This is a genomic window from Actinoallomurus iriomotensis (assembly GCF_030269445.1).
In the GTDB taxonomy this organism is placed as follows: domain Bacteria; phylum Actinomycetota; class Actinomycetes; order Streptosporangiales; family Streptosporangiaceae; genus Actinoallomurus; species Actinoallomurus iriomotensis.
The window spans coordinates 498,925-513,530 of the sequence record NZ_BSTJ01000004.1 but is presented as its reverse complement, the minus strand read 5'-3'; the positions used below and the strand labels follow the sequence as shown (position 1 = coordinate 513,530).

Below are 14,606 nucleotides of genomic sequence, written 5' to 3'. Positions count from 1 at the left end.
GCGGTTCATGAAGGTTCTCGAAGGAATTCGCGTCCTCGACCTGTCCATCGCGATGTCGGGGCCGTTCGCCGCCATGAAGCTGGCGGATCTGGGCGCGGACGTGATCAAGGTCGAGCCGCCGGGTGGCGAGTGGCAGCGGCACGCCGCCGCCGGCGGCGCCCGCGGAAACGAGGTCAACGCCTCGTTCCTGTCGCTCAACCGCAACAAGCGCAGCCTGTCGATCGACCTGAAGTCCGAGGCGGGCGGCCGGCTGCTGCGCGACCTCGTGGCCACGGCGGACGTGTTCCTGCAGAACTACCGGCCCGGCGTCGCCCAGCGGCTCGGCGTGGACTACGAGACCCTCAGCGCGGTCAAGCCGGACCTGGTCTACGTGTCCATCTCCGGGTACGGGGAGACCGGGCCGTACGCCCGGCGCCCCGGGCAGGACGTCCTGCTCCAGGCGATGAGCGGGGCCCTCTTCAGCGCCGGGCGGCCGGGCGAGCCCCCGACCCCGGCCCCGTACTTCCTGGTGGACGCGTTCGCGGCCTACTCCGCCTTCGAGGGCGCCCTCGCCGCGCTCTTCCACCGGCAGCGGACGGGGGAGGGGCAGCTGGTCCAGGTCAACATGCTCGACGCGATCATCGCCGCGCAGATGCAGGAGATCAGCGTCCGTACGGTGGGCGGGGTGCCGCAGACCCGAGGCGAGGCGATCCACGCGCACAGCTACATCCGCGCGCCCTACGGCATCTTCCCGACCGGCGACGGCTACCTGGCGCTCTCGTTCGCCGAGCCCGCCGTCCTGGCCCGGCTGATGGAGGACCCACGCCTGGCCGCGTACGAGGCGGAGCGCGACGGCTTCCGCGAACGGGAGGCGATCTCCACGCTGGTGGAGGAGAACCTGCGCAAGCGGACCACCACGGAGTGGATCGAGGAACTCGGCGCCGCGGGAGTGTGGTGCGGGCCGGTCTACGGCTACGACGACCTGCTGACCGACCCCCAGGTGCTTCACAACGGCTCGTTCGTCACCTACGACCATCCCACCGAGGGCACCGTGACGACGCCGGGCTTTCCCTTCAAGCTCTCGCGCAGCGCCCAGGCCGTGGACCGGCCGGCCCCGGTCAACGGCGAACACAGCCACGAGGTGCTCCGCGAACTGGGCCTTAGCGAGGACCGGATCGACCGGCTGGCGAAGGACCAGGTCATCGTCCGCGCGCGCCCGGCCGCCCGCAACCCTCTCTAAGGAACACTCATGCCCCTGAAGGGAACCATGTTCATCGGCGCCGAACGGCGTCCGGGATCCGGTCCGGCGATCACGTCGCATGACCCCCGTACCGGCGCGTCCCTGGAGCCCGCCTACGGCACGGGCACGGATGAGGACGTCGCGGACGCCTGCGAGCGCGCGGCCTCGGCCGCCGTCGCGTACCGGTCGACGTCGCCCGGGGAACGGGCCGCCTTCCTGGAGCGGATCGCCGAACGCATCGAGGACCTGGGCGACGAACTGGTCGACAGGGCGGTCGCCGAGAGCGGCCTGCCACGCGGCCGGATCAGCGGCGAGCGCGACCGCACCACCGCCCAGCTCCGCCTCTTCGCCGACGAGGTAAGGGCGGGGGAGTGGGCGGACACGCGTATCGACCCGGCCCTGCCCGACCGCAGGCCCGCTCCACGGCCCGACCTGCGGCAACGTCATCTGGCGGTCGGCCCGGTGGCGGTGTTCGGGGCGAGCAACTTCCCGCTGGCCTTCTCGGTGGCGGGCGGCGACACCGCGTCGGCGCTGGCCGCGGGCTGCCCCGTGGTGGTGAAGGGGCACAGCGCCCACCTCGGCACCTCCGAACTCGTCGGCTCCGCCGTGGCGGACGCGGTCCGCGACAGCGGGCTGCCCGAGGGCGTGTTCTCCCTGCTCTTCGCGGCGGGCAACGAGGTCGGGCAGGCACTGGTCGCCGACCCGCGGATCCGCGCCGTGGGGTTCACCGGCTCGCAGGCGGGCGGCCTGGCCCTGCAGCGGACGGCCGCCGCCCGCGCCGTGCCGATCCCGGTGTACGCCGAGATGAGCAGCGTGAACCCGGTCTTCCTGCTGCCGGGGGCGCTGCGGGAACGCGCCGCCGGGCTGGCCGAGGGGTTCGCCGGCTCCCTGACCCTGGGAGCGGGTCAGTTCTGCACCAACCCGGGTCTGATCGTCGCCGTCGACGGCCCGGAGCTGACGGAGTTCCTCGCCACCGCGGTGCGCGTTCTCGCCGCGACGACCGGGCAGACCATGCTCACCGAGGGCATCCACGCCGCCTACGAACGGTCCACGGCCGGCCTCCTGGCGACCGACGGCGTACGGGAGCTCTGCGCGGGCCTTCCGGGAGAGGGGGAGAACGCCGGCGTCGCGCGGCTGTTCTCCGTGGCGGCCGACGTCTTCCTCGGGCGTCCCGAGCTCCAGGACGAGGCGTTCGGCGCCGCGTCCACCGTGGTGATCTGCCGTGACCCGGAACAGCTGCGCGAGGTGGCCGCGGCGCTGCGCGGCCAGCTGACCGCGACGGTCCACCACGGGGAGGGCGACCGGGAGGTCGCGGCGGCGCTGCTGCCGCTGCTGGAGGAACGGGCGGGACGCATCCTGTTCGACGGCTGGCCCACCGGCGTGGAGGTCACCCACGCGATGGTGCACGGCGGACCGTACCCGGCGACCTCCGATGGGCGCACCACCTCGGTCGGCACGCTCGCGATCCGCCGGTTCCTGCGTCCGGTGTGCTACCAGAACGTGCCCGCCGAACTGCTCCCGCCCGAGGTGTCCGACGACAACGCCTACGGCCTGCCGCGCCGCATCGACGGCGCCCGCCGCTAGGGACGCGCCGGCCGGGCGATCCCGTGGGGCGCCCGGCCGGCGCGGGCTCACGGCGTCCAGGGGGTGCCTGGCGGAACACCCGCTATTCGGATTCGCTCGCGCTATCGGCGCTGCTGTGACCAGGCGGACCAGAGGGCGGCGTAGGTTCCTGCCGCGGCGAGCAGTTCGGTGTGCGTGCCGGTCTCGGCGATCCGGCCGGTGTCCAGCACGATGACGCGGTCGGCGGCGGCGGCCTGCGTGAGGCGGTGGGCGACGACGAGCGCGGTCCGTCCTTCCAGCGCCGCCTCGGCCGAGGCCTCGAGGACCCGGGCGCCCGCGCTGCCCGCTTCCGCGGTCGCCTCGTCGAGGATGACGACCCGGGGATCGGCCAGCACGAGCCGGGCGAACGCCAGCTGCTGTGCCTCCGCGACGGTCAGGGTGTGCCCGCCGTCGCCGACCCGGGTCGCCAGCCTCTCCGGGAGCCCTTCGGCCCAGCCGAGCGCGCCGACGCGGTCGAGGGCCGCGCACAGCTCCGCGTCGGTCGCGTCCGGCGCGGCCAGCCGCAGGTCGTCGGCCAGGGTTCCGGCGAACACGTGGACCTCCTGGGTCACCAGCACGACGTGCGCGCCCGGCACCGGGGGGCGGCCGCCGACCAGGACCGAGCCCGTGCCGGGCCGGTGCACGCCGGCGATCAGCTTGGCCAGCGTCGTCTTGCCCGCGCCGCTCGCGCCGACCAGCGCGACCCGCTCACCGGCCGCCACGTCGAACGTGACGTCGCTCAGCACGGCACGACCCGGAACGTACGCGTGCCCCAGCGCCCGCGCGGTGACCGACGCGCCCCGCGGGGTGCCGGCTGAGTCCCCCGGGGTGGCGGTTGCGTCTGCCGGGGTGCTGGTTGCGTCTGCCGGGGTGGCGGTTGCGTCCGTCGGGGTGGCGGCTCCGTCCGTCCGTACGTCGGCGCCGTCCTTCTCGGCGGGCGTCCGTACGTCGGCGACGCCCACCAGCCGCCGTAGGCCGGCGGCCGCCGACTGGGCGTCGTCCACCAGCGCCAGCGCCATGTTGATCGGGCCGAACAACCCGTGGAAGTACAGCGCGGCGGCCGTCGCGCCGCCGACCGTCGCCGATCCGTCGCGTACCAGGACGAACCCCACGGCCAGCACCGCGCACAGCCCGGCGTACTCGCCGACGTGGAGCCTGCTGTAGAACCGCGTCCGCAGCGCCACGCCGCGCAGGGACAGGTCGACCGCCACCTGCGAGCGCCGCTCCACCCGGCCGAGGTGACGGCCGGTCAGCCGCAGCGCCCGTAGGGTCGCGGCTCCGTCGATCGTGCCGAGCAGCGCGTGCTGCTGTGCCCCGGCCGCCGCCCGCTGCTCGGCGTACAGCGGCCCGGCCCGCCGCGAGTACCAGCGCGCCGTGTGCAGCTGCACCGGTACGGCGACCAGCGCGGCCGGCAGGAACCGCCAGTCGAGCACGGCCATCCCGGCCAACGTCGAGACGATGGTGAGCAGCGAGCCGATCAGCGCGGGCAGCGCTCGTCGCACGGCCTCGGCGATGACGGTGACATCGCCGGTGACCCGCGAGGTGAGGTCGCCCGACCCGGCGCGCTCGAGCTGGTCCAAGGGAAGTCGCAGGGCGCGGGCCAGGAAGCGTTCCCGCAGCTCGGCGAGCGCGTTCTCTCCGGCCCGCGCCAGTTCGGCGAGCCCGGCGGCGGACAGCGCGCCCTGCACGAGGGCCGCCGCGACCAGCAGGATCGCGGGCCAGGTGATCGAGCCCGCGCCCCGGCGTCCGGTGACGAGGTCGACGATGCGCCCCACCAGCGGAGGGACGAGCAGCCCTGCCAGCGTTCCGGCGAGGAGGACCGCCAGGGCAAGGACGACCGTCCAGACGCGCGGCCGCAGGAGCGCGCCGACCGAACGCAGGGTCCGCCGTCCGCTCGCGACCGGCAGCAGTTCCCGCTCACTCATGACAGGACCGCCGCCCGGTAGCGGGAGTGTTCCGCCACGAGTGCGGTGTGCGTGCCCTGGGCGGTGACCGCGCCCTCGTCGAGGAGGACCACCCGGTCGGTGACGGCCAGGAGCGCCGGGCTCGTGGTGACCACGATGGTGGTCCGGTCGCGGCGGAACGCGCGGAGGCCCTCCGCGACGCGGGACTCGGTGACCGTGTCGACGGCGGTGGTCGGGTCGTGCAGGACGAGCACCGGAGGATCGGCGGCGAGCGCACGGGCGAGGGCCAGGCGCTGGCGCTGCCCGCCGGACAGCGAACGGCCGCGCTCGTCGAGGACCGTGTCCAGCCCGGCCGGCAGGGCCGCGACCACCTCGTCGGCGCCGGCCGCGACCAGCGCCGCGTCCAGGCCCATGTCGGCGGCCAGGTTGTCGCGGACCGTGCCGTCGAACAGCCGCGCGTCGTGCCCGGCGACGAGGATCGCGGCCCGCAGTTCGCCCGGGTGCAGGTCGGTGAGGGCGACGCCGTCCAGCTCGACCGAGCCCTCCTCCGGGTCGGCGGCACGCCCGAGGTGGGCGAGCAGCGCCGACGCGGCGGCCGGGTCGGTGGCCACGACGCCGACGAACTCGCCGGGGGTGATGTCCAGGTCGACCCGGCGCAGGCCCGTGCCGGACAGGCCGCGCAGGGCGATCTTCCCGGCGGCGGGGTCGGGCACCGGGAGCGGGCCCGGTGTCACGGCCGGCGGACTCGACAGCACCGTCGCGATGCGCCGGGCCGACGCGCGGCCCTGCGCGAACACGCCGTTCACCCACGCCAGGGTGGTCAGCGGGGTCAGCAGGTACTGGGCGAGACCGGCCGTCGAGACCAACTCGCCGATGGTGATGTGCCCGCCGGCCGCCAGCCGCCCGCCGGCCAGGGCGATGACGGCGAGGAACACGCCGTTGAGCGCGATCGTCAGACCGTGGTAGGTCGCCTCCGCCCGCGCCGACCGTACGGTGGCGCGCAACGACTCCCGGCTGGTGCGCCGATAACGGTCGAGCGCGTGCCGCTGGGCGCCGAGGCCCTTGAGCACCCGGAGCCCCGAGACGAGGTCGGCCGCCACGCCCGACGCCCGTGCGGCGTGCTCCTGCTCGGTCTCGCTGCGGTGTTCGAGCGGTTTGCCGAGCCGGTGCGACAGCCAGAGCAACGGCGGCGCGCCGACCAGGACCAGCAGGCCGAGCGGCAGCGAGATCATCAGCAGCAGGACCGCGGTCAGCGCGAGCCCGCCGACGGCGGCGGTCGCGGAGGGCACCATCGCGGCGACCGCGCCGACGCGTGCCGCGTCCCCGGCGGCGATGTTCACCAGGGCGCCCGGCAGCCGTCCGGCCTCGGCGCCGCCCCGGTGGTCGAGGACGCGCCGGGTCAGCGCGAGCCGGAGCTCGTGCGCGGCCTGCTGCGACGCGCGCTGGGCGGCCCGGTCGCCGAAACGGTAGCTGAAGCTGAGCGTCAGGTACACCGCGCCGAGGACGCCGAGCCACAGCGCCAGCCCGCCGGGTCCGCCGCCGACCGCCTGGTCGATCACGACGCCGATCAGGAACGGCACGAGCGCCTCGCCCGCCTGATGACCGCTGATCAGCACGGAGCCGAGCAGAGCGGGCCGGCGTTGTCCCGCGATGGCCCGGGTCAGGACGGAGCGCCCGGCGGGAAGCGCGGACCCCCTCCGGTGCCGAAGACGCCTCATCCGCCCTCCGGAGCAGCGATATAGGTAAGGCTTACCTTATCTGCTTGCTCACGTCACGGGACCGGCGTCTCATCTATCGGACGCGGTCTCCTCGATCAACGCGTTGATCTCCGGCAGTACGGCGTCGGCGACCTGGATTCTCCGCTCGATCAGGCCGTTCGCGTGGAAGAGGTCGGCGGCGCGCTGCTGCTCGGTGACGAAGTCGCCGGTGACCGGGCGCAGCCCCCACGGCCGGGTGCGCAGCGCGTGCTCCCAGGCGTCCAGGTCCCCGCCGTCGTCGGCGGCGAACAGCGCGGCGGCGTCCCGCGGGTTCTGCCGGATCCAGGCGTCGCTCTCCTGCAGCGCCGCCACGATCGCCGCCAACTCGCCGCGCCGTTCGGTGGCGAACGCCCGGCTGGTGAACCACAGCGAGCGGTGGCTGAACAACCCGTCGGTCTCGATGATCGTCCGGACCGGGCCGCGCCGCTCCACCTCGGTGAGGTGCGGGTAGGAACCGACCCAGGCGTCCACCTCGCCGTTCAGGAACAGCTCGGTGGCGTTGCCGTACGCGTCGACCGGCTCGATGTCGCGCCAGCTCAGCCCGGCCTGCTCCAGGGCGAACAGGAGCAACGTGGTCTGCCAGGAACCGTGTCCGAGGGCGACGCGCCGGCCCTTCAGGTCGGCGGGCGTGGCGATCGGGGACTCCGCGGGCACGACCAGGCGGCCGTTCTCGACCCGCGGCCCGGAGATCGCGACGTAGACCACGTCGTGGCCCTTGGCCTGGGCCGTGACCGGCGGAGTGGACCCGGTGCCGATGAAGTCGTAGCCGCCGTCGAACAGGTGGTCGCCGTGGGCCGACGGCAGGCCCTCGGTCGGCTTCGGCCGCTCCCCGGCGGGCAGCGACCGCAGGTCCACCCACTCCACGTCCGGGACGGACCGCTCCAGGACGCCCCGAAGCCGCAGCACCCACAGGGAGTTGTTCTGCGGGAAGTATCCGACGCGCAGGGTCATGACGGTTTTCCTTTCAACAGGGGAAGAACGTTGCGGCCCACGCGCTGGGCCTCCTCCAGATGGGGCACGCCGGCGAGGATGAAGGCGTCCACGCCGAGCGTGATGAGTTCGTCGAGCCGGGCGGCGACCTGGTGGTAGTCGCCGACCAGGCCGAAGAGCGGGCCGGGGCGCAACCGGTTGAAGCCGCCCCACACGTTCGGCTGGACCTCCAGATCGCGGTATGAGTCACCGGTGCCCGCGGTGAACTCCCGGCCGCGGCGCCAGCCGACCGACTCACTGGCCTCGGGGGTCCGCTCGGTCTCGCCGAGACGTTCCCAGCCGCGTTCGATCTCCTCCCACGCCTGTTCCTCGGTCTCCCGGGCCAGCACGTCCACCCGTACGGCGAACTTCGGGGGAGTGTCACTGTGGCGGCGTACGAGGTCGAACTTCTCGCTGAGTGCGTCGAACGGCTCCAGCCAGGACAGGTAGTAGTCCGCGTGACGGCCGGCGGCGGCGATCGCGGCGGGGGAGGACCCGGAGAAGTAGATCTCCGGGAACGGCTGCCCGCGCAACTCCGGCGGCAGCGCTCCGCCCTCGACCCGGTAGAACCGGCCCTCGTGGTCGTACGGCCCGTGCCACACGCCCTTGAGCACGTCGAGGAACTCCGAGGTACGGGCGTACCGGTCGTCGTGGTCGACCCGGTCGCCCCACCAGAGCTGCTGCGGACCGCCGCCGCCGGAGATGATGTTGTACACGACCCGGCCGCCGGTCGCGGCCTGCAGCGTGGCCGACATCCGCGCCGCCTGCACCGGGTGCAGGAACCCCGGCTGGAAGGCGATCATGAACCGGTACGTGCTGGTGTCGTGGGCCAGCGCGGCGGCCGCGGCCCACGGGTCGTCGGTCTGCGGGAAGGACGGCATCAGCCCGCCCACGAAGCCCGCCTGTTCGGTGGAGCGCGCCACCTCGGCCATGTAGTCCAGCGGGCCGTACCCGTCGGAGGCTCCGGCGCGGAGTCCCGGGCCGAGGCTGCCGGGGAGGAACGGCCCGAAGCCGCCCCGGGTGATGTCGCCCAGCCGCAGCGCGGGCGCGTCGCCCTCCATGGCGATCCGCCAGTAGATGTCAACCATGCCGTACCTCCTGTTCCAGCAGTGGCAGGACGCGCTGCCCGATCCGGTAGGCGTCGTCCAGCGGCGCGGCGGGTTCGAGGAAGAACTCCGTGACGCCCCGGTCCAGGTGCGTTCTGATCTCCGCCGCCACCTGTTCGTCCGGCCCCGCCCGTACCGGTAGCCGGACGGCGGCGGCGACCCCGTCCGGCACCAGCGCCGGATCGTCGCCGGGGTCGAGCACGTGCACGTCGGCGTGGTTCGCGGACAGCTCCAGCGCCTCGTCCGAGGTACCCGAGAGGTACACGCGGGGGAACGGGCGCGGCGCGCGGGACGCGGGCAGCCCGCCGTCCAGGACCTGGAAGTACTCGCCGTCGAAGCCGAATCCGGAACCGTCCCAGACGCCCCGGGCGACGGTGAGGAACTCCGCCGCGCGGGCGTACCGGGCGGCGCCGGTCAGGAAGTCGCCCTGGGCGCGGGCGACGGCCGGGTCCAGGTCCACGACGAGCCGCCAGCCGAGCCGTCCGCCGGCGTAGCGCTGCGACGAGGCCGACAGCTTCGCCGCGTAGACGGGCGTGGCGATGCCCGGATGGAACTCCGCGATCACCTCGATACGCCGGGAGTCGCGCAGCAGTCCCGCCGCGACCACCAGCGACTCCAGGCCGCCGGGGTCGAACGGCACCAGCGCGCCGTCCAGGCCCGCCAGCTCGGCGGCCCGGCCGACCAGGCGGTGGCCCGTGCCGCGGTCGGGCGGACGCAGGTCGGTGACGAACTCCGGCAGCTCCACCCGTTCGGGCGCGCGGGTGGGCACGGTGATGTGGAAACGGGTCAACGTCGTCCCCCTTCGATGGACTCCACGGCCGGTTCGTTCTCCCGTACGCCCAGGTCGGCCAGCAGCCGGCGGCGCAGCGCGGTGAACGCGGGATCGGTGGCGTCGCGGGGCCGCTCCGCGGCCACCGTCTCGTCGGTGACGAGCCGGCCGTCCCTGAGCACCGCCACGCGGTCGGCGAGCTTGATCGCCTCCTCGACGTCATGGGTGACCAGCAGCACCGCCGGACGGTGGGTGCGGACCAGATCGGCGACCAGATCCTGCATCCGCAGCCGGGTCAGTGCGTCCAGAGCGGCGAACGGCTCGTCGAGCAGGAGCAGGTCCGGCTCGCGTACGAGGGCGCGTGCCAGCGCCACCCGCTGCGCCTCGCCGCCCGACAGCGTGTGCGGCCAGGCCCGCGCGTGGTCGGCGAGGCCCACCTCGGCGAGGGCTCGCAGGCCGCGCTCACGGGACTCCGCGGTGCGCGGCAGCCCCACGATCACGTTGCCGAGCGCCCGCTTGGACGGCACCAGACGCGGTTCCTGGAACACGATCGTGCGCGCCTCGGGCACGAGGACGGTCCCGGCGTCGGGCCGTTCGAGCGCGCCGAGGATGCGCAGCAGCGTCGTCTTGCCGGTGCCGCTGGCGCCGAGCAGCGCCACGAACTCACCGCGCCGGATGTCCAGGTCCAGCCCGTCCAGGACGGACCGGGCGCCGAAGGTCCGGCGCAGCCCCTCGATGTGCACGGCGACGCTCATCGGGCCGCCCCTCTCGGCCGCCACGGCATCAGCACCCGCTCCGCGCCTCGCGCGACCAGGTCGGCCGCCAGCCCGAGCAGCCCGTAGATCAGCACGCAGACGGACAGGATGTCGGTACGGGAGAAGCTCTGCGCCTGGGTCATCAGGTAGCCGATGCCGGAGGTGGAGTTGATCTCCTCGGCGGCGATGAGCGCGATCACGCTGAGGGTCATCGACAGCCGGAAGCCGGCGAGCAGCGACGGCAGCGCGCCCGGCAGCACCACCTCGGCGACCAGCCGCCACCGTCCCAGCCCGAACGACCGCATGGCCTCCAGCAGCCGCCGGTCGACGGTGCGCACCCCGCCGGCGGTCGAGACGTACATCGGGAAGGTGGTGGCGACCGCGATGAGGATCACCCGGGCCGTCTCACCGATCCCGAACCAGACCATGAACAGCGGCACCAGGGAGAGGAACGGCAGGGCCCGCAGCAGTTGCAGCGGGGAGTCCAGCAGTTCCTCGCCCAGCCGGGAGAACCCGGTCACCACGCCCAGCACCAGCCCCGCGGTCAGCCCGAAGAGCAGGCCGAGGACGGCCCGCGTCAACGAGACCCCCAGCGCGTCGGTGAGCTGGCCGTCCGACCAGAGCTCCCCGGCGGCCTTCGCCACGGTGGCGGGGGAGGCCAGCACGTCGGGGGTGAGCACCCCGGTGGCCGAGGCGACCCACCAGCCGGCCAGCAGCGCCAGCGGCCCGGCCGTACGCAGGACCGGTGTCACGCCCCGGCGTCTCGGCCGGGGCAGGTCCGGCCGCGGGACGACGAGATCGGGGTACGCGGTGGTCACAGCCGCACCACGTACGGCCGCACGTCCACCCGGGTAGGCGTGATCTTCTGGTCGGCGAAGAACTCGGCGACCTGGGCGAAGTCGGCGAGGTTCGTCTCGCCGATCACGCCGGTGGGGGCGCCCTTGCTCACGTCGTCGATGGTGAGCCGCCGCGCGGTCCCGCTGACCGCCTGCGGGCCGGAGGTGGTGAAGACGTTGACGAAGTCCGCCGGGTTCTGCTTCTCCCGCAGGCTCTGGTCGTGCAGGTAGGTGTAGAGCACCCGGAGGACGTCCGCGTGCGCGTCCGCGAAGCCGGTGCGGACGGCGAACACCGAGTAGTTCTGCGAGCCGATCTGGCCGCCGTTCACCAGGAAGTGGGCGCCGGTGGCGGCGATCTCCGGGAGGGAGTACGCCGCCCAGACCGCCCAGGCGTCCACCTTCCCGGAGTTGAACACCGGGGCGGTCTGCGCCGGGTTGAGGTACACGCGGGTCACCCGGTCGGCCGGGATGTTCGCCTGGGCCAGCGCCTTGAGCAGCAGGTACTCGGCGGTGCCGCCCTTGTTGACGGCGACCTTCCTCCCCACGAGGGCGCCGACGGAGGTGATCGGCGAGCCCTTGCGCACCAGGATGCCCTCGCCGGTCTTGTCGGGGGCGACCTGGGCGAACAGCTTGAAACCGGGCCGCTGGGCGAGCGCCGCGATGGCCGAGGTGATCGAGCCCTGTGCGATGTCCAGCTTGTCGGCGTTCAGCTCCTGCGCGGCGGGGGCGAACGGCCCGGAGCTTCCGGTCCAGGCCACCTTGGCGTGGACGGCGGCCAGTGCCCTGGCCAGGCTGCCGTCCTTCTTGCCGCGGGCCAGCACGCCCGCGTTGCCCGGGTCGGGGATGCGGATGGTGACCGTACGGCCGCCGGCGGCGTCGGCCGCACTGGCCGCGTCGCCGCCCGACCCGCCGCAGCCCGCCACCGCCAGCAGCGCGGCCAGCAGGCCCGCGGCCAGGGTGTGGCGCCGGAAAAGCGTGCGTGTCATGACTGCTCCTGTGCGATGAAGGGAAGGCGCGGGACGAGGGCGCGAGCCTCGGCCAGCGGTGCGGGGTCGGCCCAGGTGGTGACGTCCACCGGGGTGTCGTGGAAGCCGTGGCGCCGCAGGAACTCCTCCTGCTCGGCCAGCAGCGTGAGGCGGCCGTCGTCGAGGCCGGCGTGCAGGCCGCGGTGGTAGTCGCCGCGGTAGGCGCCCGCCACCCCGGCCGGACCCGACCCGGTCTCGTCCTGCAGGATGCGCGCGACCTCGGCGGGCCGGTCCGCGGCCCAGTCGGCGGCGCCCAGCAGTACCGCCAGGAAGCGGACGACCAGGTCGGGGTGGTCGTCCAGCAGCCGCTGGTCGACGGTGATCGGGCGAGGTGTGCCGTTGTTGACCCGCGACCGCCTGTCGGCGAATGAGTCCAGGTCGATGGCCACCTCGGCGCCGTGGCGCGCGGCGGCCTCCACCGCCACCGCGCCCTTGGTGTAGACCGCGTCCACCCGGCCCTCGCGCAGGGCGGTGAGCTCGGCCTCCCACTGACCGGGAACGTCGCCGTCCAGGTCCACCGGCACGGCGGCGTCCAGGCTCAGCCCGGCCTGGCGCAGCGCACCGTCGAATCCGCGCAGGGCCATCGCCCGCCAGAAGTCGATCTCGATGGCGCGGTGCGGGATCGCCAGCCGCCGGCCCTTCAGGTCGTCGGGTCCTTCGATGCCTGAGCCCGGCCGCGCCACGATGACCTGCCGTTCCTCGATCCAGGTCAGGCCGACCAGCCGGGTCGGCGCGCCGCCGGACCTCGCCCACAGCGCGGGAACGTTCCCGCCTTCACGGAACAGCGTGGCCAGCCGGTGCCGGAAGTGCTCACCGCGCACATCGCCGGCCCCGGACTCCTGCAGTGACCGGACGGCGATGCCGTCCGCGGCGAACTCGGCCGCCAGCCAGCCTTGATCCGCGGCGATGCCGGTGGCGGTGGGGACGGGACAGCGGGTGAACCACAGGGTGTCCGGACGTGAGGTGACCATGCGGGAAGTATTTACGACAAAACCTACCAACTCAATCTAGATTTCATATGATGGGAAACAGAACGGCTCGGCGAAAGGCGGGACATGCCGCGGACGAACACTCCGACCGGAACCCAGGCGGTCCTGCGCGCCCTGAACGTCCTGCACTGCTTCCGGGACAACGGCGCCGCGCTCAGCGCCTCCGACATCGCCCGGCGACTGAACCTCAGCTCCTCCACCGCCCACCGGCTCGCGCGGACCCTCGTACGGGCGGGCTTCCTCGACCAGGACGACGGCACCGCCCGCTACCGGCTCGGCCCGTCCGTCGTGGAACTCGGCCTCCTGTCCTACCACCAGCGCGGCCTGCAGAGGACCGGCCCGGAGCTCGACCATCTCGCCCAGGTCACCGGGGCAACCGCCGACCTGGCGATCCGCGGCGGCACGCATGTCGTGCTGGTCTCCGGCGGTTCGGTGCGGCGCAACGACACCGGGATCGGGCTGCGCCGCCCGCTGCACTCCACCGCCCTCGGCAAGGTGCTGCTGGCCTGGGCACGGCCGGGCGAGGACGACCTGTCGGAGCTGGGCCCGCTCCGCCCGCTGACCGGCCGTACCATCGCCGACCTGCCCAGCCTGCGCGCCGAGATCGAGCGCGTCCGCGCCGCCGGGTACGCGATCAACGACGGCGAGTCCGCCGAGGGGATCCGCACCCTGGCCGTCCCGCTGCTGGACCGCGCCGGCCACGCCCGCTTCGCGCTCGCCGTACGATCCACGCCGGAGGTGCTCACCGACGCGCGCATGCCCTGGTTCCTGGGCCATGCGCAGACCTGCGCCCGTGCCCTCGAAGTCCTGCTCCTCCACCCCGACGAGCGCCGCCGCGCCTGACCCGTGCGGAGGCCCCCGGGCCGTTTCCGGCGACGGTGCCGCGCGTAGCGTGAAAATCGTGGAGCCTACTTGAGCGGGGGACATCATGGGGAACGTGTTCGAGGTACTGCGCAAGGATCATGAAGAGGTCAAGCGGGCCCTGGCCGAGCTGGAGCGAGGCCCGACCGCCGCGTCCGGCGCGAACCCCGACCAGCTGACGCTGCGGGAGAAGCTGGTCGAGGAACTGACCATCGAGGAGTCCAAACACGAGGCGGTCGAGGAGGAGTACTTCTGGCCGGCGGTACGCGACCACCTCGAGGACGGAGACGCCCTGGCGGATCACGCGATCGAGCAGGAGGTGGCCGCCAAGTTCGTCCTCAACGACCTGATCGGCATGAAGACCGACGATCCGCAGTTCGAGGAACTGGTGGGACGCTTCATCACCGACGGGCGCGAACACATCGCCTACGAGGAGGACAACGTCTGGCCGGCGATGGAGAAGGCACTCAGCGCCGAGGAGGCGGAGGAACTCGGCCACAAGGTCGAGGAGGGCAAGAAGATCGCCCCCACCCGCCCGCACCCGCACACGCCACCGAAACCGGGCATCCTCAAGGCCGCCGGCCCGGCGGTCGCGGCAGCCGACCGGGTCCGCGACGCCGCCACCGGCCGCGGACAGGACTGAGCTCCCCGCGCCTCCTGCGGCGATCGGCTACGCCGGAGCCGGCGGTGGCCGGCTGATCGATTCGAAGCGGTCTTGTTACGTGAAGGCCGAGGTGCGGCCGGGCGTTCCGCACGGCCACCCCACGGCCGGCCCGTCATCGGCGCGGATTCCCGGCACTGGGAGGACCCGACG

13 protein-coding genes are annotated in these 14,606 nt (G+C 73.7%); 4 read left to right on the top strand and 9 right to left on the bottom strand.

Annotated features, from left to right (window positions below; genetic code table 11):
• Positions 1-7: 7 nt before the first annotated feature.
• Together QSK37_RS19675 and QSK37_RS19670 are read left to right on the top strand one after the other, a co-directional pair.
• Complete coding sequence (locus QSK37_RS19675; protein ID WP_285623024.1) at positions 8-1,219, top strand: CaiB/BaiF CoA transferase family protein; 1,212 nt, start codon at positions 8-10, stop codon at positions 1,217-1,219.
• Between the two features lie 9 nt (positions 1,220-1,228).
• Entirely contained in the window at positions 1,229-2,803 is a 1,575-nt protein-coding gene (locus QSK37_RS19670; RefSeq protein WP_285623021.1) for an aldehyde dehydrogenase (NADP(+)), read from the top strand.
• Between the two features lie 101 nt (positions 2,804-2,904).
• Here the strand turns inward: QSK37_RS19670 and QSK37_RS19665 are convergent, their stop codons facing one another.
• The 9 genes from QSK37_RS19665 to QSK37_RS19625 all read right to left on the bottom strand — a co-directional run bounded on the left by QSK37_RS19665 (position 2,905) and on the right by QSK37_RS19625 (position 12,913).
• The gene (locus QSK37_RS19665; protein WP_285623019.1) at positions 2,905-4,746 is read right to left on the bottom strand and encodes an ABC transporter ATP-binding protein; all 1,842 of its coding nucleotides are present in this window, start codon (positions 4,744-4,746) and stop codon (positions 2,905-2,907) included.
• Positions 4,743-6,443, bottom strand: coding sequence for an ABC transporter ATP-binding protein (locus QSK37_RS19660; RefSeq protein WP_285623016.1), 1,701 nt, complete (start codon positions 6,441-6,443; stop codon positions 4,743-4,745). The genes QSK37_RS19665 and QSK37_RS19660 overlap by 4 nt, the downstream gene beginning before the upstream one ends.
• Before the next feature lie 69 nt (positions 6,444-6,512).
• A complete protein-coding gene (locus QSK37_RS19655) occupies positions 6,513-7,433 on the bottom strand; it encodes an ABC transporter substrate-binding protein (RefSeq protein ID WP_285623014.1) in 921 nt (306 codons plus the stop codon).
• Entirely contained in the window at positions 7,430-8,539 is a 1,110-nt protein-coding gene (locus QSK37_RS19650) for an LLM class flavin-dependent oxidoreductase (protein WP_285623011.1), read from the bottom strand. Before QSK37_RS19650 ends, QSK37_RS19655 begins: the two co-directional genes overlap by 4 nt.
• Positions 8,532-9,347, bottom strand: coding sequence for an LLM class flavin-dependent oxidoreductase (locus tag QSK37_RS19645; RefSeq protein WP_285623008.1), 816 nt, complete (start codon positions 9,345-9,347; stop codon positions 8,532-8,534). The genes QSK37_RS19650 and QSK37_RS19645 overlap by 8 nt, the downstream gene beginning before the upstream one ends.
• Complete coding sequence (locus QSK37_RS19640; RefSeq protein ID WP_285623005.1) at positions 9,344-10,081, bottom strand: ABC transporter ATP-binding protein; 738 nt, start codon at positions 10,079-10,081, stop codon at positions 9,344-9,346. The genes QSK37_RS19645 and QSK37_RS19640 overlap by 4 nt, the downstream gene beginning before the upstream one ends.
• Positions 10,078-10,899 carry an ABC transporter permease gene (locus tag QSK37_RS19635; protein ID WP_285623003.1) on the bottom strand — a complete coding sequence of 274 codons (822 nt, stop codon included), beginning with the start codon at positions 10,897-10,899 and terminating at the stop codon, positions 10,078-10,080. Before QSK37_RS19635 ends, QSK37_RS19640 begins: the two co-directional genes overlap by 4 nt.
• On the bottom strand, positions 10,896-11,903 hold the full coding sequence (locus QSK37_RS19630; RefSeq protein WP_285623001.1) for an NrtA/SsuA/CpmA family ABC transporter substrate-binding protein: 1,008 nt from the start codon (positions 11,901-11,903) through the stop codon (positions 10,896-10,898). Before QSK37_RS19630 ends, QSK37_RS19635 begins: the two co-directional genes overlap by 4 nt.
• Positions 11,900-12,913, bottom strand: a complete 1,014-nt coding sequence (locus QSK37_RS19625; protein ID WP_285622999.1) for an ABC transporter substrate-binding protein — start codon at positions 12,911-12,913, stop codon at positions 11,900-11,902. Before QSK37_RS19625 ends, QSK37_RS19630 begins: the two co-directional genes overlap by 4 nt.
• A gap of 84 nt (positions 12,914-12,997) precedes the next feature.
• On the opposite strand from QSK37_RS19625, the gene QSK37_RS19620 reads away from it, so the two are divergent.
• Together QSK37_RS19620 and QSK37_RS19615 are read left to right on the top strand one after the other, a co-directional pair.
• The gene (locus tag QSK37_RS19620; protein ID WP_285622997.1) at positions 12,998-13,774 is read left to right on the top strand and encodes an IclR family transcriptional regulator; all 777 of its coding nucleotides are present in this window, start codon (positions 12,998-13,000) and stop codon (positions 13,772-13,774) included.
• 94 nt (positions 13,775-13,868) lie between these two features.
• On the top strand, positions 13,869-14,435 hold the full coding sequence (locus QSK37_RS19615) for a hemerythrin domain-containing protein (RefSeq protein ID WP_285622995.1): 567 nt from the start codon (positions 13,869-13,871) through the stop codon (positions 14,433-14,435).
• The last annotated feature ends 171 nt before the right edge of the window (positions 14,436-14,606 follow it).